19 protein-coding genes and 2 pseudogenes are annotated in these 23,429 nt (G+C 69.7%); 14 read left to right on the top strand and 7 right to left on the bottom strand.

Annotation, left to right across the window (positions count from 1 at the left end; translation table 11 throughout):
* Position 1 precedes the first annotated feature (1 nt).
* The 3 genes from secF to OG978_RS08160 all read left to right on the top strand — a co-directional run bounded on the left by secF (position 2) and on the right by OG978_RS08160 (position 4,402).
* The gene (secF, locus tag OG978_RS08170) at positions 2 to 1,105 is read left to right on the top strand and encodes a protein translocase subunit SecF (protein WP_326764554.1); all 1,104 of its coding nucleotides are present in this window, start codon (positions 2 to 4) and stop codon (positions 1,103 to 1,105) included.
* A complete protein-coding gene (locus tag OG978_RS08165) occupies positions 1,102 to 1,653 on the top strand; it encodes an adenine phosphoribosyltransferase (protein ID WP_326764553.1) in 552 nt (183 codons plus the stop codon). The genes secF and OG978_RS08165 overlap by 4 nt, the downstream gene beginning before the upstream one ends.
* Before the next feature lie 169 nt (positions 1,654 to 1,822).
* A complete protein-coding gene (locus OG978_RS08160; protein WP_326764552.1) occupies positions 1,823 to 4,402 on the top strand; it encodes a RelA/SpoT family protein in 2,580 nt (859 codons plus the stop codon).
* Positions 4,403 to 4,464: 62 nt separating this feature from the next.
* On the opposite strand, the gene OG978_RS08155 is transcribed toward OG978_RS08160, so the two are convergent.
* From OG978_RS08155 to OG978_RS08145, 3 genes are all read right to left on the bottom strand, one after another.
* Positions 4,465 to 5,070, bottom strand: a complete 606-nt coding sequence (locus tag OG978_RS08155; RefSeq protein WP_326764551.1) for an ALF repeat-containing protein — start codon at positions 5,068 to 5,070, stop codon at positions 4,465 to 4,467.
* A 295-nt stretch (positions 5,071 to 5,365) separates the two neighbouring features.
* On the bottom strand, positions 5,366 to 6,595 hold the full coding sequence (locus OG978_RS08150) for a DUF349 domain-containing protein (protein WP_326764550.1): 1,230 nt from the start codon (positions 6,593 to 6,595) through the stop codon (positions 5,366 to 5,368).
* A gap of 199 nt (positions 6,596 to 6,794) precedes the next feature.
* Positions 6,795 to 7,589, bottom strand: a complete 795-nt coding sequence (locus OG978_RS08145; RefSeq protein WP_326764549.1) for a peptidylprolyl isomerase — start codon at positions 7,587 to 7,589, stop codon at positions 6,795 to 6,797.
* A gap of 149 nt (positions 7,590 to 7,738) precedes the next feature.
* Between OG978_RS08145 and OG978_RS08140 the strand changes: the two genes are divergently transcribed.
* Complete coding sequence (locus OG978_RS08140; protein ID WP_326764548.1) at positions 7,739 to 8,425, top strand: MBL fold metallo-hydrolase; 687 nt, start codon at positions 7,739 to 7,741, stop codon at positions 8,423 to 8,425.
* Positions 8,426 to 8,438: 13 nt separating this feature from the next.
* The gene (gene hisS, locus OG978_RS08135) at positions 8,439 to 9,701 is read left to right on the top strand and encodes a histidine--tRNA ligase (RefSeq protein WP_326764547.1); all 1,263 of its coding nucleotides are present in this window, start codon (positions 8,439 to 8,441) and stop codon (positions 9,699 to 9,701) included.
* A gap of 91 nt (positions 9,702 to 9,792) precedes the next feature.
* On the opposite strand, the pseudogene OG978_RS08130 reads toward hisS, so the two are convergent.
* Together OG978_RS08130 and OG978_RS08125 are read right to left on the bottom strand one after the other, a co-directional pair.
* Positions 9,793 to 10,108: pseudogene (locus OG978_RS08130) on the bottom strand (ABC transporter permease); the annotation flags it as partial.
* 3 nt (positions 10,109 to 10,111) lie between these two features.
* Positions 10,112 to 10,606 (bottom strand): annotated as a pseudogene (locus OG978_RS08125) (ABC transporter ATP-binding protein); the annotation flags it as partial.
* Positions 10,607 to 10,754: 148 nt separating this feature from the next.
* Here OG978_RS08125 and OG978_RS08120 point away from each other — a divergent pair.
* The gene (locus OG978_RS08120) at positions 10,755 to 11,390 is read left to right on the top strand and encodes a vitamin K epoxide reductase family protein (protein ID WP_326764546.1); all 636 of its coding nucleotides are present in this window, start codon (positions 10,755 to 10,757) and stop codon (positions 11,388 to 11,390) included.
* A gap of 69 nt (positions 11,391 to 11,459) precedes the next feature.
* Positions 11,460 to 12,839, top strand: a complete 1,380-nt coding sequence (locus tag OG978_RS08115; RefSeq protein ID WP_326764545.1) for a replication-associated recombination protein A — start codon at positions 11,460 to 11,462, stop codon at positions 12,837 to 12,839.
* Positions 12,840 to 12,864: 25 nt separating this feature from the next.
* Here OG978_RS08115 and OG978_RS08110 read toward each other — a convergent pair whose 3' ends face one another.
* Entirely contained in the window at positions 12,865 to 13,566 is a 702-nt protein-coding gene (locus OG978_RS08110) for a DUF2470 domain-containing protein (protein WP_326764544.1), read from the bottom strand.
* Positions 13,567 to 13,754: 188 nt separating this feature from the next.
* Between OG978_RS08110 and rpsD the strand changes: the two genes are divergently transcribed.
* The gene (gene rpsD, locus OG978_RS08105; RefSeq protein ID WP_018103888.1) at positions 13,755 to 14,369 is read left to right on the top strand and encodes a 30S ribosomal protein S4; all 615 of its coding nucleotides are present in this window, start codon (positions 13,755 to 13,757) and stop codon (positions 14,367 to 14,369) included.
* 17 nt (positions 14,370 to 14,386) lie between these two features.
* Here rpsD and OG978_RS08100 read toward each other — a convergent pair whose 3' ends face one another.
* Positions 14,387 to 16,588, bottom strand: coding sequence for an ATP-binding protein (locus OG978_RS08100; protein WP_326764543.1), 2,202 nt, complete (start codon positions 16,586 to 16,588; stop codon positions 14,387 to 14,389).
* A gap of 214 nt (positions 16,589 to 16,802) precedes the next feature.
* On the opposite strand from OG978_RS08100, the gene OG978_RS08095 reads away from it, so the two are divergent.
* From OG978_RS08095 to OG978_RS08070, 6 genes are all read left to right on the top strand, one after another.
* Positions 16,803 to 17,240 carry a DUF948 domain-containing protein gene (locus tag OG978_RS08095; RefSeq protein ID WP_326764542.1) on the top strand — a complete coding sequence of 146 codons (438 nt, stop codon included), beginning with the start codon at positions 16,803 to 16,805 and terminating at the stop codon, positions 17,238 to 17,240.
* 7 nt (positions 17,241 to 17,247) lie between these two features.
* A complete protein-coding gene (locus OG978_RS08090; RefSeq protein WP_326764541.1) occupies positions 17,248 to 17,610 on the top strand; it encodes a DUF6167 family protein in 363 nt (120 codons plus the stop codon).
* Positions 17,610 to 20,279 (top strand): alanine--tRNA ligase, encoded by a 2,670-nt coding sequence (gene alaS, locus OG978_RS08085; RefSeq protein WP_326764540.1) that lies wholly within the window; start codon positions 17,610 to 17,612, stop codon positions 20,277 to 20,279. Before OG978_RS08090 ends, alaS begins: the two co-directional genes overlap by 1 nt.
* Before the next feature lie 8 nt (positions 20,280 to 20,287).
* A complete protein-coding gene (gene ruvX / locus OG978_RS08080) occupies positions 20,288 to 20,761 on the top strand; it encodes a Holliday junction resolvase RuvX (protein ID WP_326769964.1) in 474 nt (157 codons plus the stop codon).
* A gap of 95 nt (positions 20,762 to 20,856) precedes the next feature.
* Entirely contained in the window at positions 20,857 to 22,590 is a 1,734-nt protein-coding gene (gene mltG, locus OG978_RS08075; RefSeq protein WP_326764539.1) for an endolytic transglycosylase MltG, read from the top strand.
* Positions 22,577 to 23,413 (top strand): shikimate dehydrogenase, encoded by an 837-nt coding sequence (locus tag OG978_RS08070; RefSeq protein WP_326764538.1) that lies wholly within the window; start codon positions 22,577 to 22,579, stop codon positions 23,411 to 23,413. The genes mltG and OG978_RS08070 overlap by 14 nt, the downstream gene beginning before the upstream one ends.
* The last annotated feature ends 16 nt before the right edge of the window (positions 23,414 to 23,429 follow it).

Raw genomic sequence — 23,429 nt, 5'->3', positions numbered from 1 at the left:
GATGTCGCGACTCGGCACTCTCGGCGCCCGTCTCTACCGAGGCGAGGTCGGCTACGACTTCATCGGCAAGCGCAAGATCTGGTACGGGGTCTCGATCCTGATCACCATCACGGCCATCGTCGGCCTGGCGGTCAGCGGCCTGAACATGGGCATCGAGTTCAAGGGCGGCGCGGTCTTCACCACCCCGAAGACGAGCGTCACCGTCGCCCAGGCCGAGGACCTGGCCACGGAGGCGTCCGGCCACCAGGCGATCGTCCAGAAGCTCGGCAACGGCGGTCTGCGCATCCAGATCACCGAGGTCGACACCGCGAAGTCCGACGAGATCAAGGACAAGCTCTCCAAGGACCTCAGCGTCCCGGCGGAGAAGATCGCCGCCGACCTGGTCGGCCCCAGCTGGGGTGAGCAGATCGCCAACAAGGCCTGGACCGGCCTCGGTATCTTCATGGTCCTCGTCGTGATCTACCTGGCCATCGCCTTCGAGTGGCGCATGGCCATCGCGGCCCTGGTCGCGCTGATCCACGACATCACCATCACGGTCGGTGTCTACGCCCTGGTCGGCTTCGAGGTCACCCCGGGCACCGTGATCGGTCTGCTGACCATCCTCGGTTACTCCCTCTACGACACGGTCGTCGTCTTCGACAGCCTCAAGGAGGGCACGCAGGGGATCACCAAGCAGACCCGGTGGACGTACAGCGAGATCGCCAACCGCTCCATCAACGGCACGCTGGTCCGCTCCATCAACACCACCGTCGTGGCCCTGCTGCCGGTCGCCGGTCTGCTGTTCATCGGTGGCGGTGTCCTCGGCGCCGGCATGCTGAACGACATCTCCCTGGCGCTCTTCGTCGGCCTCGCCGCCGGTGCGTACTCCTCGATCTTCATCGCCACCCCGCTCGTCGCCGACCTCAAGGAACGCGACCCGCAGATGAAGGCCCTGAAGAAGCGGATCCTCGCCAAGCGGGCGGCAGCCGCCGCCAAGGGCGAGTCCGCCGAGGACGAGCCGTCGGACGACGACTTCCCGCGGGACGCCGCACCCGCCACCGCGGTCATCGGCCAGCGCCAGCAGCCCCCCAGGGGCCACGGCCGGACCCCGGGGAAGCGTCGATGACCAGCACCACCGAGAGCACCCGCGACCTCCTGCTCAGCCGGATCCGCGACGTCCCGGACTACCCGAAGCCGGGTGTGCTGTTCAAGGACATCACCCCGCTGCTCGCGGACCCGACGGCGTTCGCGGCCCTCACCGACACCCTCGCGGAGCTGTGCGTACGGCACGGCGCCACGAAGGTCGTCGGCCTGGAGGCACGCGGCTTCATCCTGGCCGCCCCGGTCGCGGTCCGGGCCGGGCTCGGCTTCGTACCCGTCCGCAAGGCGGGGAAGCTGCCCGGAGCCACGCTCAGCCAGGCGTACGAGCTGGAGTACGGCACCGCCGAGATCGAGATCCACGCGGAGGACCTGTCCGCCGACGACCGGATCATGGTCATCGACGACATCCTCGCCACGGGCGGCACCGCCGAGGCCTCGCTGGAGCTGATCCGGCGGGCCGGTGCCGAGGTCGCCGGTGTCGCGGTCCTCATGGAGCTCGGTTTCCTCCCCGGGCGTGCCCGGCTGGAGCAGGGCCTGCGCGGCGCGCCGCTGGAGGTTCTGATCACGGTCTGAGCAGCACCGGCCGTACGCGGCAACGGATCGTGAGACCAGGACGGGCGCCCGGGAACAACCGGGTGCCCGTCCCGCGTTGTCAGGAGTCTCCATGGTCCCCGGGGGAGGACCGGCCGCAGGGTGGATACGATGGCCTCTCCGGGTACCCGGATCCGCACGAGGAGCGCTCTTGCCAGACGAGGCCCAGCCAGTCGCCGCCCCGCAGCCCGACAAGCCCGCGGCGGCCTCAGCCACGCCCGGGAAGAAGCAGCCCGCGGACAAGCCGAAGCCTCCCGCCCCCGAGCCCGGTTCGGGCCCGGACCGGGCGAGCACCCCGGCGCTCGGGGCCGCGCCCGCTTCCCCCGCACAGCCGGTCGCACCCGTCCCCCCGGCCGCGTCCGCCCCGAAGCCCCCCGCGAAGCCCGCGACCAGGCCGGTGCCGCCGACTGCCGCCACGACCCGCTCCGGCGGCTCGTCCAACCGGGTGAGGGCCAGGCTGGCCCGCCTCGGCGTGCAGCGCTCCAGTCCGTACAACCCGGTGCTCGAACCGCTGCTGCGCATCGTCCGCAGCAACGACCCCAAGATCGAGACGGCCACGCTGCGCCAGATCGAGCGTGCCTACCAGGTCGCCGAGCGCTGGCACCGCGGCCAGAAGCGCAAGAGCGGCGACCCGTACATCACGCATCCGCTCGCCGTCACGACGATCCTCGCCGAGCTGGGCATGGACCCGGCGACGCTGATGGCCGGACTGCTGCACGACACGGTCGAGGACACCGAGTACGGCCTGGACACCCTGCGCCGCGACTTCGGCGACCAGGTCGCCCTGCTCGTCGACGGCGTCACCAAGCTGGACAAGGTCAAGTTCGGCGAGGCCGCCCAGGCCGAGACCGTACGCAAGATGGTCGTCGCCATGGCCAAGGACCCCCGGGTCCTCGTCATCAAGCTCGCCGACCGGCTGCACAACATGCGCACCATGCGCTACCTCAAGCGGGAGAAGCAGGAGAAGAAGGCCCGCGAGACCCTTGAGATCTATGCCCCGCTGGCGCACCGCCTGGGCATGAACACCATCAAGTGGGAGCTGGAGGACCTCGCCTTCGCGATCCTCTACCCCAAGATGTACGACGAGATCGTGCGTCTGGTCGCCGAGCGGGCCCCCAAGCGCGACGAATACCTCGCCATAGTGACCGACGAGGTCCAGGCCGACCTGCGCGCCGCCCGGATCAAGGCCACCGTCACGGGGCGGCCGAAGCACTACTACAGCGTCTACCAGAAGATGATCGTGCGGGGCAGGGACTTCGCCGAGATCTACGACCTGGTGGGCATCCGCGTCCTCGTCGACACCGTCCGCGACTGCTACGCGGCGCTCGGCACCGTCCACGCGCGATGGAATCCGGTCCCCGGCCGGTTCAAGGACTACATCGCGATGCCCAAGTTCAACATGTACCAGTCGCTGCACACCACGGTGATCGGCCCCAGCGGCAAGCCCGTCGAGCTGCAGATCCGCACCTTCGACATGCACCGCCGCGCGGAGTACGGCATCGCCGCGCACTGGAAGTACAAGCAGGAGGCAGTCGCCGGCGCCTCCAAGGTCCGCACCGACGTCCCCAAGAACACGGGCGGCGGCCGGAGCCAGGACACCGTCAACGACATGGCGTGGCTGCGCCAGCTCCTGGACTGGCAGAAGGAGACCGAGGACCCCAGCGAGTTCCTGGAGTCGCTGCGCTTCGACCTCTCCCGCAACGAGGTCTTCGTCTTCACGCCCAAGGGCGACGTCATAGCGCTGCCCGCGGGTGCGACCCCGGTCGACTTCGCGTACGCGGTGCACACGGAGGTCGGCCACCGGACCATAGGAGCACGGGTCAACGGGCGGCTCGTGCCGCTCGAATCGACGCTCGACAACGGCGACCTGGTGGAGGTCTTCACCTCCAAGGCGGCCGGCGCCGGACCCTCCCGGGACTGGCTGGGCTTCGTCAAGTCGCCCCGCGCCCGCAACAAGATCCGTGCCTGGTTCTCCAAGGAGCGCCGCGACGAGGCGATCGAGCAGGGCAAGGACGCCATCGCGCGTGCCATGCGCAAGCAGAACCTGCCGATCCAGCGCATCCTGACCGGCGACTCCCTGGTCACCCTCGCCCACGAGATGCGCTACCCCGACATCTCGTCGCTGTACGCGGCGATCGGCGAGGGACATGTCGCGGCCGCCGGTGTCGTACAGAAGCTGGTCCAGGCGCTCGGCGGCGAGGACGCCGCCAACGAGGACATCGCCGAGAGCTCGCCACCCTCGCGCAGCCGCGGCAAGCGCCGCTCCAACGCCGATCCGGGCGTGGTCGTCAAGGGCGTCGAGGACGTCTGGGTCAAACTGGCCCGTTGTTGCACGCCCGTCCCCGGCGACCCGATCATCGGCTTCGTCACCCGGGGCAGCGGCGTCTCCGTGCACCGTGCCGACTGCGTCAACGTCGACTCGCTGTCGCAGCAGCCGGAACGGATCCTGGAGGTCGAGTGGGCGCCGACCCAGTCCTCGGTCTTCCTGGTCGCCATCCAGGTCGAGGCCCTCGACCGGTCCCGGCTGCTCTCGGACGTCACCCGTGTCCTGTCCGACCAGCACGTCAACATCCTGTCGGCGGCCGTCCAGACCTCCCGGGACCGGGTCGCCACCTCACGCTTCACCTTCGAGATGGGCGACCCGAAGCACCTCGGCCACGTACTGAAGGCGGTGCGGGGCGTGGAGGGCGTCTACGACGTCTACCGGGTGACCTCGGCCCGCAGGCCGTAGAACGGCCCGGCACCCGTCGGCGGCGAGGCTCCGGCCCTCCGCCGCCGGCGGACGGTGCCCGGCTACGCGTCGATCTCGTACTGGCCGTACTCCAGGAAGTACCGCATCTCCTCCGGCGTGCCGTCGATCGCCTCGCCGACCGCCGCGCGCATCGCCTCGCTGATGTCCGGGCGGGCCAGGATGCGGAAGAGGGCGACGCGGTCGTCCTCGGCCTGGGCGAGGCGGTAGCCGGTCTCCAGCCACTGCCGTACGTCCTGCGGGGTGCCGCTGTCGAGGAGCTGGTTGACTTCCTTGGTGACCCGCTTGCCCGAGTCCGGGTCGCCGAGGATACGGAAGAGGGCGACCTGGTCGTCCTCGGCCTGGGCCAGGGGATAGCCGGTCTCCAGGAAGTACCGCATGGCTTCCGTGGTGCCGTTGTCCAGGGCTTCGTTGGCCTCCCGGACGACCCTCTTGCCGCTGTCCTCGTCCACCAGGATGCGCAGGATCGCGACCCGGAGGTCGTCGTCGGACATCTCACCCACCGGTGTGCCGGAGCCGTCGGCCGCCGGTGCCGTGGACACGGCGGCGGACGGGGAAGCCTCCCCGACGGCGAAGGCCGGGCCGGTCAGCAGAAGCGCCGGGGCCAGAGCGGTGGCCGCGACGGTCAGGGCGGCGAGGGTCAGTCTCATCTGTGGACCTGCCTCAAGGACGTGGTGATCTCGGCGGATCCGGCAGCCGCACGAAGCGCGCCGGTGCGCAGATCATCGCTCCTGTCCCGGCCGCGGATCACTGCCCGGTTCCGGCAGTCGTCACGACTCTTCGCTGCCGACTGCGCACAGCCGGTCGGCGCCGGGGCCATGCCGTGCGGCAGTCGCACTGTGACGACACCACGGAGAGACCGGTAAGCGCTTCATACGGCCGGGCACGCGAGAGGGGCTTCCCTGCGCGAACGCGGGGAAGCCCCTCAGGCGGAGTCAGGAGGCGTCAGCCACCGAACTCCTCCAGGCCCTTGAGTGCCTGGTCCAGCAGTGCCTGCCGGCCCTCGAGCTCCCTGGCCAGCTTGTCGGCCCGGGCGTTGTTGCCCGAGGCGCGGGCCGTGTCGATCTGCGTACGCAGCTTGTCCACGGCCGCCTGCAGCTGACCGGTCAGACCCGCGGCGCGCGCACGCGCCTCCGGGTTCGTCCGCCGCCACTCCGACTCCTCGGCCTCCTGGAGCGCCCGCTCCACCGCGTGCATCCGCCCCTCGACCTTCGGGCGGGCGTCACGCGGTACGTGGCCGATGGCCTCCCAGCGCTCGTTGATGGCCCGGAACGCGGCCCTGGCCGCCTTCAGGTCCTTCACCGGCACCAGCTTCTCGGCCTCGACCGCGAGCTCCTCCTTGAGCTTGAGGTTCTCGCCCTGCTCCGCGTCCCGCTCGGCGAAGACCCCGCTGCGGGCGGCGAAGAAGACGTCCTGAGCACCGCGGAAGCGGTTCCACAGATCGTCCTCGGCCTCGCGCTGGGCGCGGCCCGCCGCCTTCCACTCCGTCATCAGGTCGCGGTAGCGGGCGGCGGTGGCCCCCCAGTCGGTGGAGCCGGAGAGCGACTCCGCCTCGACGACCAGCTTCTCCTTGGCCTTGCGGGCCTCCTCGCGCTGGGCGTCCAGCGATGCGAAGTGGGCCTTGCGGCGCTTGGAGAACGCCGAGCGGGCATGCGAGAAGCGGTGCCACAGCTCGTCGTCGGACTTGCGGTCGAGCCGCGGCAGGCCCTTCCACGTGTCGACGAGCGCACGGAGCCGCTCGCCCGCGGAGCGCCACTGCTCGCTCTGCGCCAGCTCCTCGGCCTCGGCGACCAGAGCCTCCTTGGCGTGCTTCGCCTCGTCGGTCTGCTTCGCCTTCTGGGCCTTGCGCTCCTCGCGCCGCGAGTCGACCGTCGAGACGAGCGCGTCGAGCCGCTTGCGCAGCGCGTCGAGGTCACCGACGGCGTGATGCTCGTCCACCTGCAGACGCAGATGCTCGATGGCGGTCGTCGCGTCCTTCGCCGACAGATCGGTGGTCTTCACCCGCCGTTCGAGGAGGCCGATCTCGACCACAATGCCCTCGTACTTGCGCTCGAAGTAGGCCAGAGCCTCCTCGGGGGAACCCGCCTGCCACGATCCGACGACCTGCTCGCCGTCGGCTGTCCGCACGTACACGGTGCCGGTCTCATCGACACGGCCCCACGGGTCGCTGCTCACAGCGCCTCCTCCACCTGATGCCCGCGAGGGGGTTCGCCCCCCTGGCATCGTCCACAGTTTCCTGGGGCGGGCAGCGCCCGCCCTGCACAACGCCAATCTAGGCGACCGGCCGCCCGGCTGTCCGCACTCAGCGCGGCCGAAAAAAATCCGTCCCGCGCCCGTCGTCACCGACCGGCCCGGTCCGGCCGCCCCGAGCCGGTCACGACTTGTCGACGGCGGCCCTCGAGATCTTCACGGCCTTCTTCGGCGCACCGTCGGGGGCGCCGCCCTCCGCGCCCGCCGCACCGATGTCCTTGACGGCCTTCAGCGAGGCGTCGTCCATCGTGCCGAACGGGGTGTAGTTGGGCGGAAGCTTGCTGTCCTTGTACACCAGGAAGAACTGGCTGCCGCCGGTCTGGGGGCCGGCGTTGGCCATCGCCACCGTGCCCGCCGGGTAGGTCACCATGCCGTCCGCGCCGGCCTTGCCCAGCCCCGTCAGGTTCTCGTCCGGGATCGTGTAGCCGGGGCCGCCCGTGCCGTCGCCCTTGGGGTCGCCGCACTGCAGGACGAAGATGCCCTGCGTGGTCAGCCGGTGGCACTTGGTCCCGTCGAAGAAGCCCTTGTCGGCCAGCGACTTGAAGGAGTTCGTGGTGTGCGGGGTCTTCGCCGCGTCCATCGTGAACGCGATGTCGCCCTGGCTCGTCTTGAGCGACATCGCGTACTCGGCCTTCTTGTCGATCTTCATCGCGGGCTCGGGCGCCTTGCTCTCGCTCGGCGACGGCGACGCGTCGGCCGACGGGCTCGAACTCGCGGCGGCATCCGCCTTGTCCTTCTTGTCGTCGTCGCCGCCGAGGGCGAGGTACGAGCCCGCACCTATGACCGCCACCACGGCCACCGCGGACGCGATGACGACCGTCAGCCGCCTCGTCCTGCGACGGGCCTCCTCCCGGCGCTGCTGCTGCCGCTCGAACTTCTCCCGGGCGAGCTGCCGCCGCCGCTGATCGCTGCTGACCACCGGGTGATCTCCTTGTAGGTCGTGTGATGGGGCCTTGGCTGCCCCGTACCGTATATGGGTTAGCTGTGGAATGAGGAGCGCCGGTAGGCTCTGAACTGCCGCGACCTTCTCAGTCGCAATCCGCCGTCGGACGACCATTAAGGACGATCGTGCTCATTGCCGGGTTCCCCGCAGGGGCCTGGGGGACCAACTGTTATCTGGTCGCCCCGGCCGCAGGCGAGGAGTGCGTGATCATCGACCCGGGCCACCAGGCCGCGGCCGGAGTCGAGGAAGCGCTGAAGAAGCATCGGCTGAAGCCCGTCGCCGTCGTACTGACACACGGCCACATCGACCATGTCGCCTCGGTCGTCCCGGTGTGCGGCGCGCACGACGTTCCCGCCTGGATCCACCCGGAGGACCGGTACATGATGAGCGACCCGGAGAAGGCCCTCGGCCGCTCCATCGGGATGCCGCTCATGGGCGAGCTGACGATCGGGGAGCCGGACGACGTCAAGGAGCTGAGCGACGGCGCCCGGCTGAAGCTGGCCGGTCTGGAGTTCGGTGTCGCGCATGCGCCCGGCCATACCAAGGGGTCGGTGACGTTCAGGATGCCCGAGGCCGCGGATGTTCCGCAGATCCTCTTCTCGGGAGACCTGCTCTTCGCCGGCTCCGTCGGACGCACCGACCTGCCCGGCGGCGACCACGCCGAGCTGCTCGAGTCGCTGGCCCGCGTGTGCCTGCCGCTCGACGACTCGACCGTGGTGCTGTCCGGTCACGGACCCCAGACGACCATCGGCCGCGAGCGCGCCTCGAACCCGTTCCTGAACGGCATGGACGCGCCCCGACGAGGAATGTGACGAGAGAAATCCCGTGAGCACTTTCAAGGCCCCCAAGGGCACGTACGACCTGACCCCGCCCGAATCCGCCAAGTATCTGGCGGTGCGCGAGGCGATCGCCGCACCCCTGAAGAACTCCGGCTACGGCTACATCGAGACACCCGGCTTCGAGGACGTCGCGCTCTTCTCCCGCGGTGTCGGTGAGTCCACCGACATCGTGACCAAGGAGATGTACACCCTCACCACCAAGGGCGGCTCCCAGCTGGCCCTGCGCCCCGAGGGCACCGCCTCCGTGCTCCGAGCCGCGCTGGAGGCCAACCTCCACAAGCTCGGCAACCTGCCCGTGAAGCTCTGGTACTCCGGCTCGTACTACCGCTACGAGCGCCCGCAGAAGGGCCGCTACCGGCACTTCTCGCAGGTCGGTGCCGAGGCGATCGGTGCCGAGGACCCGGCGCTGGACGCCGAGCTGATCATCCTGGCCGACCAGGCGTACCGCGCGCTCGGTCTGCGGAACTTCCGCATCCTGCTCAACTCGCTGGGCGACAAGGAGTGCCGCCCCGTCTACCGGGACGCGCTCCAGGGCTTCCTGCGCGAGCTCGACCTGGACGAGGAGACCCGCCGCCGCATCGAGATCAACCCGCTCCGGGTCCTCGACGACAAGCGGCCCGAGGTGCAGAAGCAGCTGGTCGGCGCCCCGGTGCTGCGCGACTACCTCTGCGACGCCTGCAAGGCGTACCACGAGGAGGTGCGCGACCTGCTCTCGGCGGCAGGCGTGGTGTACGAGGACGACGAGAAGCTCGTCCGCGGCCTCGACTACTACACCCGTACCACCTTCGAGTTCGTCCACGACGGGCTCGGCTCGCAGTCCGCGGTGGGCGGCGGCGGCCGTTACGACGGTCTGTCCGAGATGATCGGCGGACCGGCGCTCCCGTCGGTCGGCTGGGCGCTCGGCGTCGACCGTACGGTGCTCGCGCTGGAGGCGGAGGGCATCGAGCTCGAACTGCCCGCGTCCACCAGCGTCTTCGCGGTGCCGCTCGGCGAGGAGGCCCGCCGGGTGCTCTTCGGCGTCGTCACGCAGCTGCGTCGCGAGGGTGTGGCGGCGGACTTCGCGTACGGGAACCGGGGCCTCAAGGGTGCGATGAAGAGCGCGAACCGGTCGGGAGCCCGCTTCACGATCGTCGCGGGCGAGCGGGACCTGGCCGAGGGCGTCGTCCAGCTCAAGGACATGGAGTCCGGCGAGCAGACGGCCGTGCCCCTGTCCGACGTGGCCGAGGCGGTCCGCGAGCGCCTGGCCTGAGGCGTCGTCGGGGTGGCCGACGGGATTCTCCCGTCGGCCACCCCGAAGTCACGCCCGGCCCGTCGGCCGCCCGGGGCCGTGCACCTCCCGGTCAGCCGTCGCGCCGGTCCTTCCACCGGAAGGTCAGCAGGCACAGCACCAGACCGCCGACGCACCAGGCGCCGAGGACCAGCGCGACCTTCCCGTACTCCCAGCTTCCGGCCTGCTCGACGACGGCTGCCGACTCGGGCAGGAACACGCCGCGGAAGCCCTGGCACATCCACTTCAGCGGGAACAGCGCCCCGAGGTTCAGCATCCAGCCGGGCAGCGCGTCGACCGATATGTAGACACCGGAGATGAACTGCAGGGAAGGGCAGGACGACCACCGAGGTCGCACTCCGCCCGGACCTCGGCACACTGCTGATCGCGCTCGCCGCGGGCATGCCGGTGGTCGGCTCGTCCAGCAGCAGAAGTTCGGGGGAGCCGATCACGCCGAGCGCCACATCGAGACGGCGCCGCTGGCCGCCGGAGAGCTCCTTGATACGGGCGCCGGCCTTCTGCTCCAGACCCACGAGCGCGATGACGTCCTCGCAGTCGTGCGGCCTCGGGTAGTAGCGGGCGAAATGCGCCACCGTCTCGCGAACCGTCAACTCGGCGGGTGCGGATTCATCCTGCCAGACGATGCCGACCCGGGAGCGCCAGCGGCGGTCGGCGCGGGCCGGGTCGACGCCGAGCACCGACACGGTCCCTTCGTCACGGCTGCGACGACCCTGCAGGATTTCCACGGTCGTGCTCTTCCCGGCCCCGTTCGGCCCGAGGATCCCGAACACCTCGCCCCGCCGGATCCCCAGGTCCAGGCCGTCGACCGCGGTCAGTTCGCCGTAGCGTTTCCTCAGGCCGAGTACCTCCACCGCGAGTTCAGTCATGGTGCAGAGCTTCTCGCGGACCCTTGAGTTCCAAGCCGGCCGTGCACAGACCCTTGGGTACACCTTTATGTCCATCGAACAGAAGACCAGTGTCGTGGTACGGCACAATGACCGTGCCCAGCAGGCCACTCACTGATGGAACGGCGATATGACGACTGCAGCGGTTGACCATCCCTCCTCCGAACAGGACGAGGACGGCGGGAAAAGGACCATCGGCGGCAGTCGGGCGCTCGCACTGCTGCTGGTGATCACGGGCGCTGCCGGACTCCTCGCCGCCTGGGTCATCACGATCGACAAGTTCAAGTTGCTGGAGGACCCCGACTTCACACCGGGCTGCAGCCTCAACCCGGTTGTCGCGTGCGGCAACATCATGAAGAGCGATCAGGCGGCCGCCTTCGGCTTCCCGAACCCGATGCTCGGCATGGCCACCTACCCCGTGATCATCGGCATCGGGCTGGCGCTGCTCGCGGGCGCCCGCTTCCGCAGCTGGTACTGGCTCGGGATGAACGCCGGCACGCTGTTCGGTGTCGGCTTCTGCACCTGGCTCCAGTACCAGTCGCTCTACGACATCAACTCGCTCTGCCTCTGGTGCTGCCTGGCCTGGGTCGCCACGATCTTCATGTTCTGCTACGTCACCACGCACAACATCAAGCACCGGATCATTCCCGCGCCGAACTGGCTGCGCAACGGTCTGACGGAGTTCCACTGGGTGCCGCCGGTCCTGTGGGTCGGCATCATCGGCATGCTGATCCTGACCCGCTGGTGGGACTTCTGGACCAGCTGACCGGCCCTCCTGTCCCTCCGGGCGACCGGCCCGGCAGGGATGTCAGTGCCGTGGCATAGGCTTCAAAACGTGGAGCCCGACCTCTTTACCGCAGCCGCCGAAGACCGCCAGGAGAAGGACCCGTCCAGCAGCCCACTGGCTGTCCGGATGCGCCCCCGCACCCTCGACGAGGTCGTCGGCCAGCAGCATCTGCTCAAGCCGGGCTCGCCGCTGCGCCGCCTTGTGGGCGAGGGGAACGGCGGGCCGGCGGGCCCGTCGTCGGTGATCCTCTGGGGCCCGCCCGGCATCGGGAAGACGACTCTGGCATACGTGGTCAGCAAGGCCACCAACAAGCGCTTCGTCGAGCTCTCCGCGATCACCGCGGGCGTCAAGGAGGTGCGCGCCGTCATCGAGGGCGCCCGCCGTGCCACCGGCGGCTACGGCAAGGAGACCGTCCTCTTCCTCGACGAGATCCACCGCTTCTCCAAGGCGCAGCAGGACTCCCTGCTGCCGGCCGTGGAGAACCGCTGGGTGACGCTGATCGCGGCGACCACCGAGAATCCGTATTTCTCGATCATCTCGCCGTTGCTGTCCCGCTCGCTGCTGCTCACCCTGGAATCGCTCACCGACGACGATCTGCGCGGACTGCTCAGGCGTGCCCTGGCCGACGAGCGCGGGCTCGGCGGCGCGGTGACGCTGCCGGAGGAGGCCGAGGCACATCTGCTGCGGATCGCGGGCGGCGACGCCCGCCGGGCGCTGACGGCGCTGGAGGCCGCGGCCGGTGCCGCGCTGTCCAAACAGGAGAAGGAGATCAGCCTCCTGACCCTGGAGGAGACCGTCGACCGCGCGGCCGTCAAGTACGACCGGGACGGCGACCAGCACTACGACGTGGCGAGCGCGCTCATCAAGTCGATCCGCGGCTCCGACGTGGACGCCGCGCTGCACTACCTGGCCCGGATGATCGAGGCGGGGGAGGACCCCCGGTTCATCGGCCGACGGCTGATGATCTCGGCCAGCGAGGACATCGGCCTCGCCGACCCCACGGCGCTGCCCACCGCCGTTGCGGCCGCCCAGGCGGTCGCCATGATCGGCTTCCCGGAGGCGGCGCTCATCCTGAGCCATGCCACGATCGCCCTGGCCCTCGCCCCCAAGTCCAACGCGGCGACGCTGGCGATCTCCGCCGCCCAGGAGGACGTACGCAACGGCCTCGCGGGCCCCGTCCCGGCCCATCTGCGCGACGGTCACTACAAGGGCGCCGCCAAGCTGGGCCACGCCCAGGGCTACGTGTATCCGCACGACGTCCCCGGCGGAATCGCCGCCCAGCAGTACGCACCGGACGCGGTCCGCGACAAGCACTACTACCGGCCCACGCGCTACGGCGCGGAGGCGCGCTACGCGGATGTGGTGGAGCGGGTCCGCGAGCGGCTCGGCCGCACGGCCGGCGACGGGGCCGGCCCGTCCGCGGGCTGAGGCCGCGACGCGGCCGCGCCGCTGCTCAGAGCGCCGCCGCCTCGAAGAGCGTGTGCATCGCATGGCGCAGTTCGGTGACGTCCCGCACCGGAGCGGGGAATTCGAAGCGGGCGTCGTAGCACCGTCCCTGGTCCTCGCACAGCCGTAGCCGCAGCCCGTGCCGGTCCAGCGCGAGCGGCACCACGGAAGGCTGGTGGTCCGGGCAGCGCCCGTCCGCCCGTCCACCCAGCAGCCCGCACAGCGTCGCCAGCTGCTCGCCGTGCGCCGCGTGCAGATGCTGCAGCAGCTCCGCCTCGTACTCGATCAGCGGATCGGGTGCCGCGTCCCGGAATTCCTCCGGCTCGACCTCCTCGGCGCCCCACAGATCGTCGACGTACGCCTCGCCCGTCTCCAGCCGGAGCGTCATCCGGCCGGGCCCCGACATGCCGGGTACGGTGGTGAGCCGGCCCGAGACCCACGTGCGGCCGCGGATGCGGTGCGGGACGGAGACCGGGGCGACGTCCGTGATCTCCAGCACAGCGGTCAGCTCGTCGTCCTCGGCGTGCGTGGCGGCCCGTACGGCCGGGGAATCAGCGGGGAGTTCGAGGAACAGATCCCCGTCGGGACCCACGCTTCTGGTCAGCGGCATCAGCTGATCCGGGGCGGCCGTGTTCAGCCCGGGGACGAGCAGTACCGCCGAGCAGGTACTCTGTACGAGAGTTCGTGTGCGCTCGGCTGCTGACGGCATCCGAGTGTTTTCAAGCCCGCCGGGACGCGGCTGACCACGATCTGATCGGTCCTCCGTCGTATTGGCACCCTGAGGGGTGTCGACGCTGTCAGTGCTGTCCGTGATGTGACTGGTGTTCCCCGGGCGAGACATGCGATCTCCTCAAGTAAGGTGAGCCTAACCTAACCTACAACGGAGGTCTGGAGAACGTGCCTAACCAGTCGCGTCCCAAGGTCAAGAAGAGCCGCGCGCTCGGCATCGCGCTGACGCCGAAGGCCGTCAAGTACTTCGAGGCCCGCCCCTACCCGCCGGGCGAGCACGGCCGTGGCCGCAAGCAGAACTCGGACTACAAGGTCCGTCTGCTGGAGAAGCAGCGTCTGCGCGCCCAGTACGACATCAGCGAGCGCCAGATGGCGCGCGCCTACGACCGCGCCAAGAAGGCCGAGGGCAAGACGGGCGAGGCGCTCGTCGTCGAGCTCGAGCGCCGCCTCGACGCGCTGGTCCTGCGTTCGGGTATCGCCAAGACGATCTACCAGGCCCGCCAGATGGTCGTCCACGGCCACATCGAGGTCAACGGTGGCAAGGTCGACAAGCCGTCGTTCCGTGTCCGTCCTGACGACATCGTGATGGTCCGCGAGCGCAGCCGCGACAAGCACCCCTTCCAGGTTGCCCGCGAGGGTGGTTACGACACCGACGGTGAGACCCCGCGCTACCTGCAGGTGAACCTGAAGGCCCTGGCCTTCCGCCTTGACCGGGACCCGAACCGCAAGGAAATCCCCGTGATCTGCGACGAGCAGCTCGTCGTCGAGTACTACGCCCGCTGATCCAGGCGTAGTCGCTCTCACCAGCGCTCAGGCCCGCCCCTCCCGGATGTACGGGAGGCGGCGGGCCTGAGCGTTTTCCTGGGACCCGGCAGTGTTCCGGGCAGCCGCCCCGGGGTCTCCCGGCGGTCCGCGGGGCCGCTCGCCAGAGCCCTGGCCACCGCCGCGTCGGCATCCAGCTGTCCGCCCGCGTGCAGCCCTGCTTCGTAGCGGCTGTCGCCCAGCTCCCGGCGGGCCAGCTCCTCGCAGCGGACCCGGGGCTGCCCGTAGTGCGCCGATCCGAACAGGGGCAGTCCCACCGACGGCCAGATCCGGTCGGCGGCCCCCTGGAGCACCGCCGCCTCCGCCGCATCGCCCTCGATGGCCGTGACCAGCGCCAGCAGTTCCAGGGCGAGCACCGAGCCGAGCAGGTCGTGGAAGGTGTGGCTGATCGCCAGCGACTCCCCGAGCAGTTCCCGGGCCCGCTCCGGCCAGCCGCGCTGCAGCGCCGCGAAGGCCAGCACATACAGCGCGTACGACAGGGCCCACCGCTCCCCGTGGTCCTCGCAGATCTCCCTGACCTCTTCGCAGATGGCGGCGGCCCCGTCCAGATCCCCGTGGAATCCGACCGCCATCGCGAGCTCGATCTGGGCCATCAGCACATTGCTGTTCAGCTCGCCGAGCTCCCGGTAGCGGCGCAGCGCGTCATCCAGCAGCTCCTGGGCCCTGGCCATGTCGTCCGTGACGAGGGCCAGGCACCCCATCCGGTGCACCGCGTAAGCGAGCGCCGTGGAATCGTCGGCCCGGTCCGCTTCGTCCCGGCACTCCTGCAGCGCCGAGACCGCGCCGATCGGGTCGCCCTGCAGCACGGCCACGTACCCGAGCACCCACAACGCCTTCAGCCGCGAGGAGTCGTACGGGGTGTTCTCCTCCAGTACATGTTCCAGCCAGTGCCGGCCCTCCGAGAGCCGCCCGCAGCCCACCCAGAGGAACCACAGGGTGCCCGCCAGATACTGCGCGAGATGGGCCTCGCCCGGACTCTCCAGCGAACACTCGATCGCCCGCCGCAGATTCGGCAGCTCGCTCTCGGCCCGGGCAGCCACCTCGCCCTGCCGGGGGCTGAACCAGTCGAGCTCGCACCAGGTCGCGAGCCCCAGGTACCAGTCCCGGTGACGGCGCCGCAGCCGTTCCGTGTCGTCGGTGGCCGCCAGCCATTCGGCGCCGTACTCCCGCACCGTGTCCAGCATCCGGTAGCGGGTGCCGAGTGCCGAGTCCTCGCGCAGGACGACGGACTGCGCCAGCAGCCCGGAGAGCACATCGAGGACCGACTCGGCCGGCAGATCGGCGCCGCTGCAGATGTACTCGACGGCCTCCAGGTCGAACTGCCCGGCGAACACCGAGAGCCGCGCCCAGAGCAGCCGCTGCTCCGGAGCACAGAGTTCATGGCTCCAGCCGATGGCCGTACGGAGTGTCTGGTGGCGCGCCAGTGCGCTGCGGCTCGAACCGGTCAGCAGCCGGAAGCGGTCGTCCAGACGCTGCAGCACCTGGACGGTGGACAGGGCGCGCAGCCGTCCGGCGGCCAGTTCCAGCGCCAGCGGGATCCCGTCCAGGCGGCGGCACAGCTCCCGGGTGGTCGAGCGGTTGTCGTCGGTCAGCCGGAAATCCGGCTGCACGGCCGCGGCCCGCTCGGCGAAGAGCTGCATCGCGTCCTCGTCCGTCATCGGCGCGAGCGGGAAGGTGAGTTCCCCATCCAGCTCCAGCGGCAGCCGTCCGGCGGCCAGCACCCGCAGGTGCGGGGCCCGGCGCAGCATTTCCCGTACCAGCTCGGCGCAGGCGTCCACGAGGTGTTCGAAGCCGTCGATCACCAGGAGGAGCCGACGGTCCGCCAGATGCTCGATGAGGGTCGTGCGGGCCGGTCTGCTGGTGTGATCGGTGAGTCCCAGGGCGTCGACCAGGGCGTGTTCCAGCAGCTCGGGGTCGTGGATGTCGGAGAGCTCGGCCATCCGGACGCCATCGCAGTACCGTTTCTCCAGAAGTGCGGCGATCCTGGCGGCGCAGCGGGTCTTGCCCACGCCGCCCACTCCGACCATGGTGACGAGCCTGGACTCGTCCAGGAGCTGAGCGAGACGGACGAGTTCGTTCTCGCGTCCCACGAATCTGTTCAGTTCCGCCGGGAGGTTTCCGGGCGCAGTGGGGGCGCTCGGATCGTGGGGGGACGGAAAGGGGCGCTGGGGGCGTCGCATGAAACACGCAGAGTACTGGCAAGGAAGCTCTCCGTACAATCTCCTTATGGCAACGGCCGCACTCGCCGCCGGTAATGCGGTACGGGGTGAGACCACCGGCGCGATAGGCTCGGGGGACGACGATCGGCTGTTGTGACGGCCGTCGCCGGACCGAGCAGAGACAGTACAGAGACAGCGACAAGCTAGAGAGCGGTGCACTGTGTCCGGTGGAGAGGTGGCCGGGATCCTGGTGGCCGTCTTCTGGGCGATCCTGGTTTCGTTCCTCGCCGTCGTGCTGGTGAGGCTGGCCCAGACGCTCAGGGCGACCACCAAGCTGGTGGCGGACGTGACCGAGCAGGCGGTCCCGTTGCTTGCCGACGCCTCCGCGACCGTGCGTTCCGCGCAGACCCAGCTCGACAAGGTCGACGCGATCGCGACGGACGTCCAGGAAGTCACCTCGAACGCCTCCGCGCTCTCCACCACCGTCGCCTCGACCTTCGGCGGCCCGCTCGTCAAGGTCGCCGCGTTCGGCTACGGGGTGCGGCGGGCCATCGGCCGCAAGGCCGCCCCCGAACCGGAACCCGCCCGCCGATCGGTGCTCGTCGGCCGCACCGTGCCGTCCGCGCGCGGCAGGAAGCGCAGCAGTAGAAACTCCCGCGGATCGAAGGACTGACACAGCCATGTTCCGCCGTACGTTCTGGTTCACCGCCGGTGCCGCCGCCGGTGTGTGGGCCACCGCCAAGGTCAACCGGAAGCTCAAGCAGCTGACCCCCGAGAGCCTGGCGGCGCAGGCCGCGGACAAGGCGATCGAGACGGGGCACAAGCTCAAGGACTTCGCCCTGGACGTCCGCGAGTCGATGGCCCGGCGCGAAGCCGAACTGGGCGAGGCGCTGGGCCTGGAGGCGCCGGTCGACCAGGACCTCCCGGTCCGGCCGCACTTCGTCGTCGAGGCGTCCGAGCCCGTCGGACCCGACAGGTCTCTCGGGGCCACCAAGTACCGCAAGCTCCCCTACACGTCGTACAACCGGAATGAGGACCACTGATGGAGTCGGCTGAAATTCGTCGCCGCTGGCTGAGCTTCTTCGAGGAGCGCGGTCACACCGTCGTCCCTTCGGCGTCGCTCATCGCGGACGACCCGACTCTGCTGCTGGTCCCCGCGGGCATGGTCCCCTTCAAGCCGTACTTCCTCGGCGAGGTCAAGCCGCCCGCCCCGCGCGTCACCAGCGTGCAGAAGTGTGTCCGTACGCCGGACATCGAAGAGGTCGGCAAGACCACCAGGCACGGCACGTTCTTCCAGATGTGCGGCAACTTCTCCTTCGGCGACTACTTCAAGGAAGGCGCCATCTCCTACGCCTGGGAGGCTCTGACGAGCTCCGTGGCGGACGGCGGCTTCGGTCTCGACCCCGAGCGGCTGTGGATCACGGTCTACCTCGACGACGACGAGGCCGAGGCCATCTGGCGCGACAAGATCGGTGTGCCGGCCGAGCGCATCCAGCGGCTGGGCAAGAAGGACAACTTTTGGTCCATGGGCGTCCCCGGCCCCTGCGGCCCCTGCTCCGAGATCAACTACGACCGCGGCCCCGAGTTCGGTGTCGAGGGCGGCCCGGCCGTCAACGACGAGCGGTACGTGGAGATCTGGAACCTGGTCTTCATGCAGTACGAGCGGGGCGCCGGTGACGGCAAGGAGGACTTCCCGATCCTCGGCGACCTGCCGTCGAAGAACATCGACACGGGTCTGGGCCTGGAACGCCTCGCCATGATCCTGCAGGGCGTACAGAACATGTACGAGACCGACACCCTGCGCGTCGTCATGGACCGGGCCACCGAGCTGACCGGCGTCCGGTACGGCGCCGACCACGGTTCGGACGTCTCGCTCCGCGTGGTCGCCGACCACATCCGTACCTCCGTGATGCTCATCGGCGACGGCGTCACGCCGGGCAACGAGGGCCGCGGCTACGTGCTGCGCCGGATCATGCGCCGGGCCATCCGCAACATGCGGCTGCTGGGTGCCACCGGGCCGGTCGTCAAGGACCTGGTCGATGTCGTGGTCGAGACGATGGGGCAGCAGTACCCGGAGCTGATCACCGACCGGAAGCGCATCGAGACCGTCGCCCTCGCCGAGGAGGCCGCCTTCCTCAAGGCGCTCAAGGGCGGCACCAACATCCTCGACACCGCCGTCACCGAGACCAAGGCCGCCGGCGGCAAGGTCCTCGCCGGTGACAAGGCGTTCCTGCTCCACGACACCTGGGGCTTCCCGATCGACCTCACCCTGGAGATGGCCGCGGAACAGGGCCTCTCGGTGGACGAGGACGGCTTCCGCCGCCTGATGAAGGAGCAGCGGGAGCGCGCCAAGGCTGACGCCCGCGCCAAGAAGACCGGTCACGCCGACCTGTCCGCCTACCGCGAGGTCGCCGACAACTCCGGCGCCACCGACTTCACCGGCTACACCGCCACCGAGGGGGAGTCGACCATCGTCGGGCTCCTCGTCGACGGTGTGTCCTCCCCGGCCGCGTCCGAGGGCGACGAGGTCGAGGTCGTCCTCGACCGCACCCCGTTCTACGCCGAGGGCGGCGGCCAGATCGCCGACCAGGGCCGGATCAGGCTCGACACCGGCGCCGTCATCGAGGTCCGCGACGTCCAGAAGCCGGTCCCCGGCGTCCACGTCCACAAGGGTGTCGTCCAGGTCGGCGAGGTCACCGTCGGCGCTCCGGTCCTCGCCTCGATCGACGTGAAGCGCCGCCGCGCCATCGCCCGCGCCCACTCCGCCACGCACCTCACGCACCAGGCTCTGCGCGACGCACTCGGCCCGACGGCCGCCCAGGCCGGTTCCGAGAACCAGCCCGGCCGCTTCCGCTTCGACTTCGGCTCGCCGAACGCCGTCCCCGGCTCGGTCATGACCGACGTCGAGCAGAAGATCAACGACGTGCTCTCGCGTGAACTCGACGTCCAGGCCGAGGTCATGTCGATCGACGAGGCCAAGAAGCAGGGCGCCATCGCCGAGTTCGGCGAGAAGTACGGGGAGCGGGTCCGGGTCGTCACCATCGGCGACTTCTCCAAGGAGCTCTGCGGCGGTACGCACGTTCACAACACCGCCCAGCTGGGTCTGGTGAAGCTGCTCGGCGAGTCGTCCATCGGTTCCGGTGTGCGGCGTATCGAGGCCCTCGTCGGCGTCGACGCGTACAACTTCCTCGCCAAGGAGCACACGGTCGTCGCCCAGCTCCAGGAGCTGGTCAAGGGCCGTCCCGAGGAGCTCCCGGAGAAGATCGCCGGAATGCTCGGCAAGCTGAAGGACGCCGAGAAGGAGATCGAGAAGTTCCGCGCGGAGAAGGTCCTCCAGGCCGCCGCCGGACTGGCCGAGTCCGCCAAGGACGTACGCGGCGTCGCCCTGGTTACCGGCCAGGTCCCCGACGGCACGTCGGCCGACGACCTGCGCAAGCTCGTCCTCGACGTCCGCGGCCGCATCCAGGGCGGCCGGCCGGTCGTCGTGGCCCTGTTCACCACCGCCAACGGCCGCCCGCTGACCGTCATCGCCACCAACGAGGCCGCCCGCGAGCGCGGTCTCAAGGCCGGTGACCTGGTCCGCACCGCGGCCAAGACCCTCGGCGGCGGTGGCGGCGGCAAGCCGGACGTCGCCCAGGGCGGCGGCCAGGACCCCGAGGCCATCGGCGCCGCCGTGTCCGCCGTCGAACGCCTCGTCACCGAGACGGCGTGACGACGGGAATGACGCAGATGCGCCGCGGTCGTCGTCTCGCGATCGATGTCGGGGACGCCCGGATCGGGGTCGCCTCGTGCGACCCCGACGGGATCCTCGCCACGCCGGTGGAGACCGTCCCGGGACGTGATGTCCCGGCGGCCCACCGGCGGCTCGGGCAGATCGTCGAGGAGTACGAGCCGATCGAGATCATCATCGGCCTGCCGCGGTCCCTCGGCGGCGGTGAGGGACCCGCCGCCGCCAAGATCCGGGTCTTCGCCCAGGAGGTCGCCCGCTCGGTCGCACCCATCCCGGTGCGCTTGGTGGACGAGAGGATGACCACAGTGACGGCCAGTCAGGGGCTGCGCGCTTCGGGCGTGAAGTCCAAGAAAGGCCGATCCGTCATCGACCAAGCTGCCGCTGTGGTGATCCTTCAGAACGCTCTGGAGTCTGAACGGGCGTCGGGCAAGGCCCCCGGCGAAGGCGTCGAAGTGGTTGTCTGATCGCGATACGGTAACGTTCCGCGCGATGCGGCGGTGCTTCGAACAAACACCGCACAGCAAGAGACGGAACGTCGTCTCGCGGCTCTAGGGGATCGATGACTGAGTATGGCCGGGGCCCCGGCTCCGAACCGTGGCATCCCGAGGACCCCTTGTACGGGGACCAGGGATGGGGAGGACAGCAGTCTGCCCACGGCCAGAGCCAGTACGGCGGCCAGCAGCAGCCCTACCCCCACGACCCGTACGCGCAGCAGCAACCGCAGCAACCGCAGCAACCGCAGCAGCCGCAGCAGCCGCAGGACCCCTACGCCCAGCAGCACTATCAGCAGCAGCCCGGCTACGGAGTCCCGCAGGACCCGTACGCGCAGCAGCCACAGCAACCCCAGCAGCCGCAGTACGACAACGGTGGTTGGGGCACTGGGCAGCAGCCCGCCGCGATGCCGTACGACGCCCAGCCGGCTGCTGACGCGTACGGCGGGGGACAGGGCGGCTACGGCGAGACGCAGGACTTCTACGGCACGCAGGAGGCCTACCCGCCGCCGCAGCCCCCGGGCCGTCGCGAGGCCGCTCCCCAGCAGGCCCCGGCGGAGAGCCCGGACTGGGACCCGGAGACCCAGCCCGAGGAGACCCACCCCTTCTTCACGGGCGCCGACGACCGTGACGACAACGACCCCGACGACGAGGGCGAGGACGACTCGCGTGCGTCACGCCGCAGTGGCCGGGGCGGGAGCGAACGCCGGGGCAAGGGCAAGAAGAAGAGCCGCAGCGGCTGCGCCTGCCTGGTCGTCTCGCTGGTCCTGGTCGGCGGCCTCGGCGGGGTGGGCTACTTCGGTTACTCGTACTGGAAGGACAAGTTCGGCGCGGCGCCCGACTACGCCGGCAAGGGCACCGGCGAGGTCGAGGTCGAGATCGAGAAGGGCGCCCTCGGCTACGCCATCGGCAACATCCTGAAGGAGAAGGGTGTCGTCAAGAGCGTCGACGCGTTCGTCTCCGCGCAGAACGAGAACCCCAAGGGGAATTCGATCCAGGCGGGCGTCTATCTGCTCCGCGAGAAGATGTCTGCGGCCGAGGCCGTGAAGATGATGGTCGACCCGAACAGCCAGAATCTTCTGGTGATTCCCGAGGGTTTCCGCAATGTCGCCGTCTACGAGATGGTCGACAAGAAGCTGGGCCTCAAGAAGGGCACGACCAAGGACATCGCCAAGTCCGACGCGTCCGAGCTCGGTCTGCCCGACTGGGCGAGCAAGAACAAGGACATCAAGGACCCGTTGGAAGGCTTCCTTTTCCCGGCCGCCTACCCGGTCACCAAGGAAACCAAGCCGGAGTCGCTCCTCAAGAAGATGGTCTCGCGGTCCAACGAGGAGTACGAAAAGCTCGACCTCGAAGGAACCGCCAAGAAGTACAAGCTGGACGGCCCGTGGGAGGTGCTCACCGTCGCCAGCCTGGTCCAGGCGGAAGGCCTCACGCATGACGACTTCCGCAAGATGGCCGAAGTCGCCTACAACCGCTTGAAGGCGGACAACGTGGCCACGAACCGCAAGCTTCAATTCGACTCCGCATTCAATTACCTCAAGAACCAGAGCAAGATCAAGATCGGTTCGGGTGAGATCCTGAGCAACCCGGATCCTTACAACACCTATTACCATGCGGGACTTCCGCCGGGTCCGATCAGCAATCCGGGCGACGAAGCCCTGCGAGCCACGCTCAGCCCCACCAGCGACGGGTGGATGTTCTTCATCTCGCTCGACGGCAAGAAGACCGATTTCACCAAGACGGCCGCCGAGCACGAGAAGCTCAACGACAAATTCAAGGAACAGCATGGCCTCGGCTGACGGGCCCCGCCGGGCGGCCGTCCTCGGTTCGCCCATCGCGCACTCGCTCTCTCCGGTGCTGCACCGGGCCGCGTACGCCGAACTCGGCCTCACCCACTGGACGTACGACCGGTTCGAGGTCGACGAGGCAGCGCTCCCCGGCTTCGTCCAGGGGCTCGACTCCACCTGGGCCGGGCTCTCGCTGACCATGCCGCTGAAGCGGGCGGTCATTCCGCTGCTGGACTCCATCAGCGGGACCGCGTCGTCGGTGGAGGCCGTCAACACGGTCGTCCGCACCGAGGACGGCCGGCTGACCGGCGACAACACCGACATCCCCGGGATGATCGCCGCACTGCGCGAACGCGGGGTCGAGAAGACCGAGTCCGCCGCCGTGCTCGGTGCCGGGGCGACCGCGTCGTCGGCGCTCGCCGCGCTGTTCGAGATCTGCACGGGACCGGTCACGGCATACGTCCGCAGCCGGGAGCGGGGCCAGGAGATGCGCGGCTGGGGCGAACGCCTCGGTGTGGACGTCCGGGTCGCCGACTGGGCGGAGGCCGAGCAGGCACTGAGCGCCCCGCTGGTCATCGCGACCACGCCGGCCGGTGCCACGGACGCCCTGACCGCTGCCGTCCCGGAGCGGCCCGGCACCCTCTTCGATGTGCTGTACGAGCCCTGGCCCACCCGGCTCGCTGCCGCCTGGACGGCCCGCAGCGGCGCAGTCGTCGGAGGTCTCGACCTCCTGGTGCACCAGGCCGTCCTTCAGGTCGAGCAGATGACGGGCCGTGCGCCCGCCCCGCTCGCGGCCATGCGGCAGGCCGGGGAAGCCGCGCTCGCCGCCCGCTGAGCCCTCGCGCCCACCG

This window comes from Streptomyces sp. NBC_01591, assembly GCF_035918155.1.
Taxonomy (GTDB): Bacteria; Actinomycetota; Actinomycetes; order Streptomycetales; family Streptomycetaceae; genus Streptomyces.
The sequence above is the reverse complement of the archived record's forward strand: the minus strand, read 5'-3'. Positions and strand labels throughout refer to the sequence as shown.

Coding starts and splice junctions, on each gene's coding strand:
- secF (WP_326764554.1), top strand. CDS start 2: ATGTCGCGACTCGGCACTCTCGGCGCCCGTCTCTACCGAGGCGAGGTC.
- OG978_RS08165 (WP_326764553.1), top strand. CDS start 1,102: ATGACCAGCACCACCGAGAGCACCCGCGACCTCCTGCTCAGCCGGATC.
- OG978_RS08155 (WP_326764551.1), bottom strand. CDS start 5,070: ATGAGACTGACCCTCGCCGCCCTGACCGTCGCGGCCACCGCTCTGGCC.
- OG978_RS08120 (WP_326764546.1), top strand. CDS start 10,755: ATGACGACTGCAGCGGTTGACCATCCCTCCTCCGAACAGGACGAGGAC.
- OG978_RS08110 (WP_326764544.1), bottom strand. CDS start 13,566: ATGCCGTCAGCAGCCGAGCGCACACGAACTCTCGTACAGAGTACCTGC.
- OG978_RS08100 (WP_326764543.1), bottom strand. CDS start 16,588: ATGCGACGCCCCCAGCGCCCCTTTCCGTCCCCCCACGATCCGAGCGCC.
- OG978_RS08090 (WP_326764541.1), top strand. CDS start 17,248: ATGTTCCGCCGTACGTTCTGGTTCACCGCCGGTGCCGCCGCCGGTGTG.
- alaS (WP_326764540.1), top strand. CDS start 17,610: ATGGAGTCGGCTGAAATTCGTCGCCGCTGGCTGAGCTTCTTCGAGGAG.
- ruvX (WP_326769964.1), top strand. CDS start 20,288: ATGACGCAGATGCGCCGCGGTCGTCGTCTCGCGATCGATGTCGGGGAC.
- mltG (WP_326764539.1), top strand. CDS start 20,857: ATGACTGAGTATGGCCGGGGCCCCGGCTCCGAACCGTGGCATCCCGAG.
- OG978_RS08070 (WP_326764538.1), top strand. CDS start 22,577: ATGGCCTCGGCTGACGGGCCCCGCCGGGCGGCCGTCCTCGGTTCGCCC.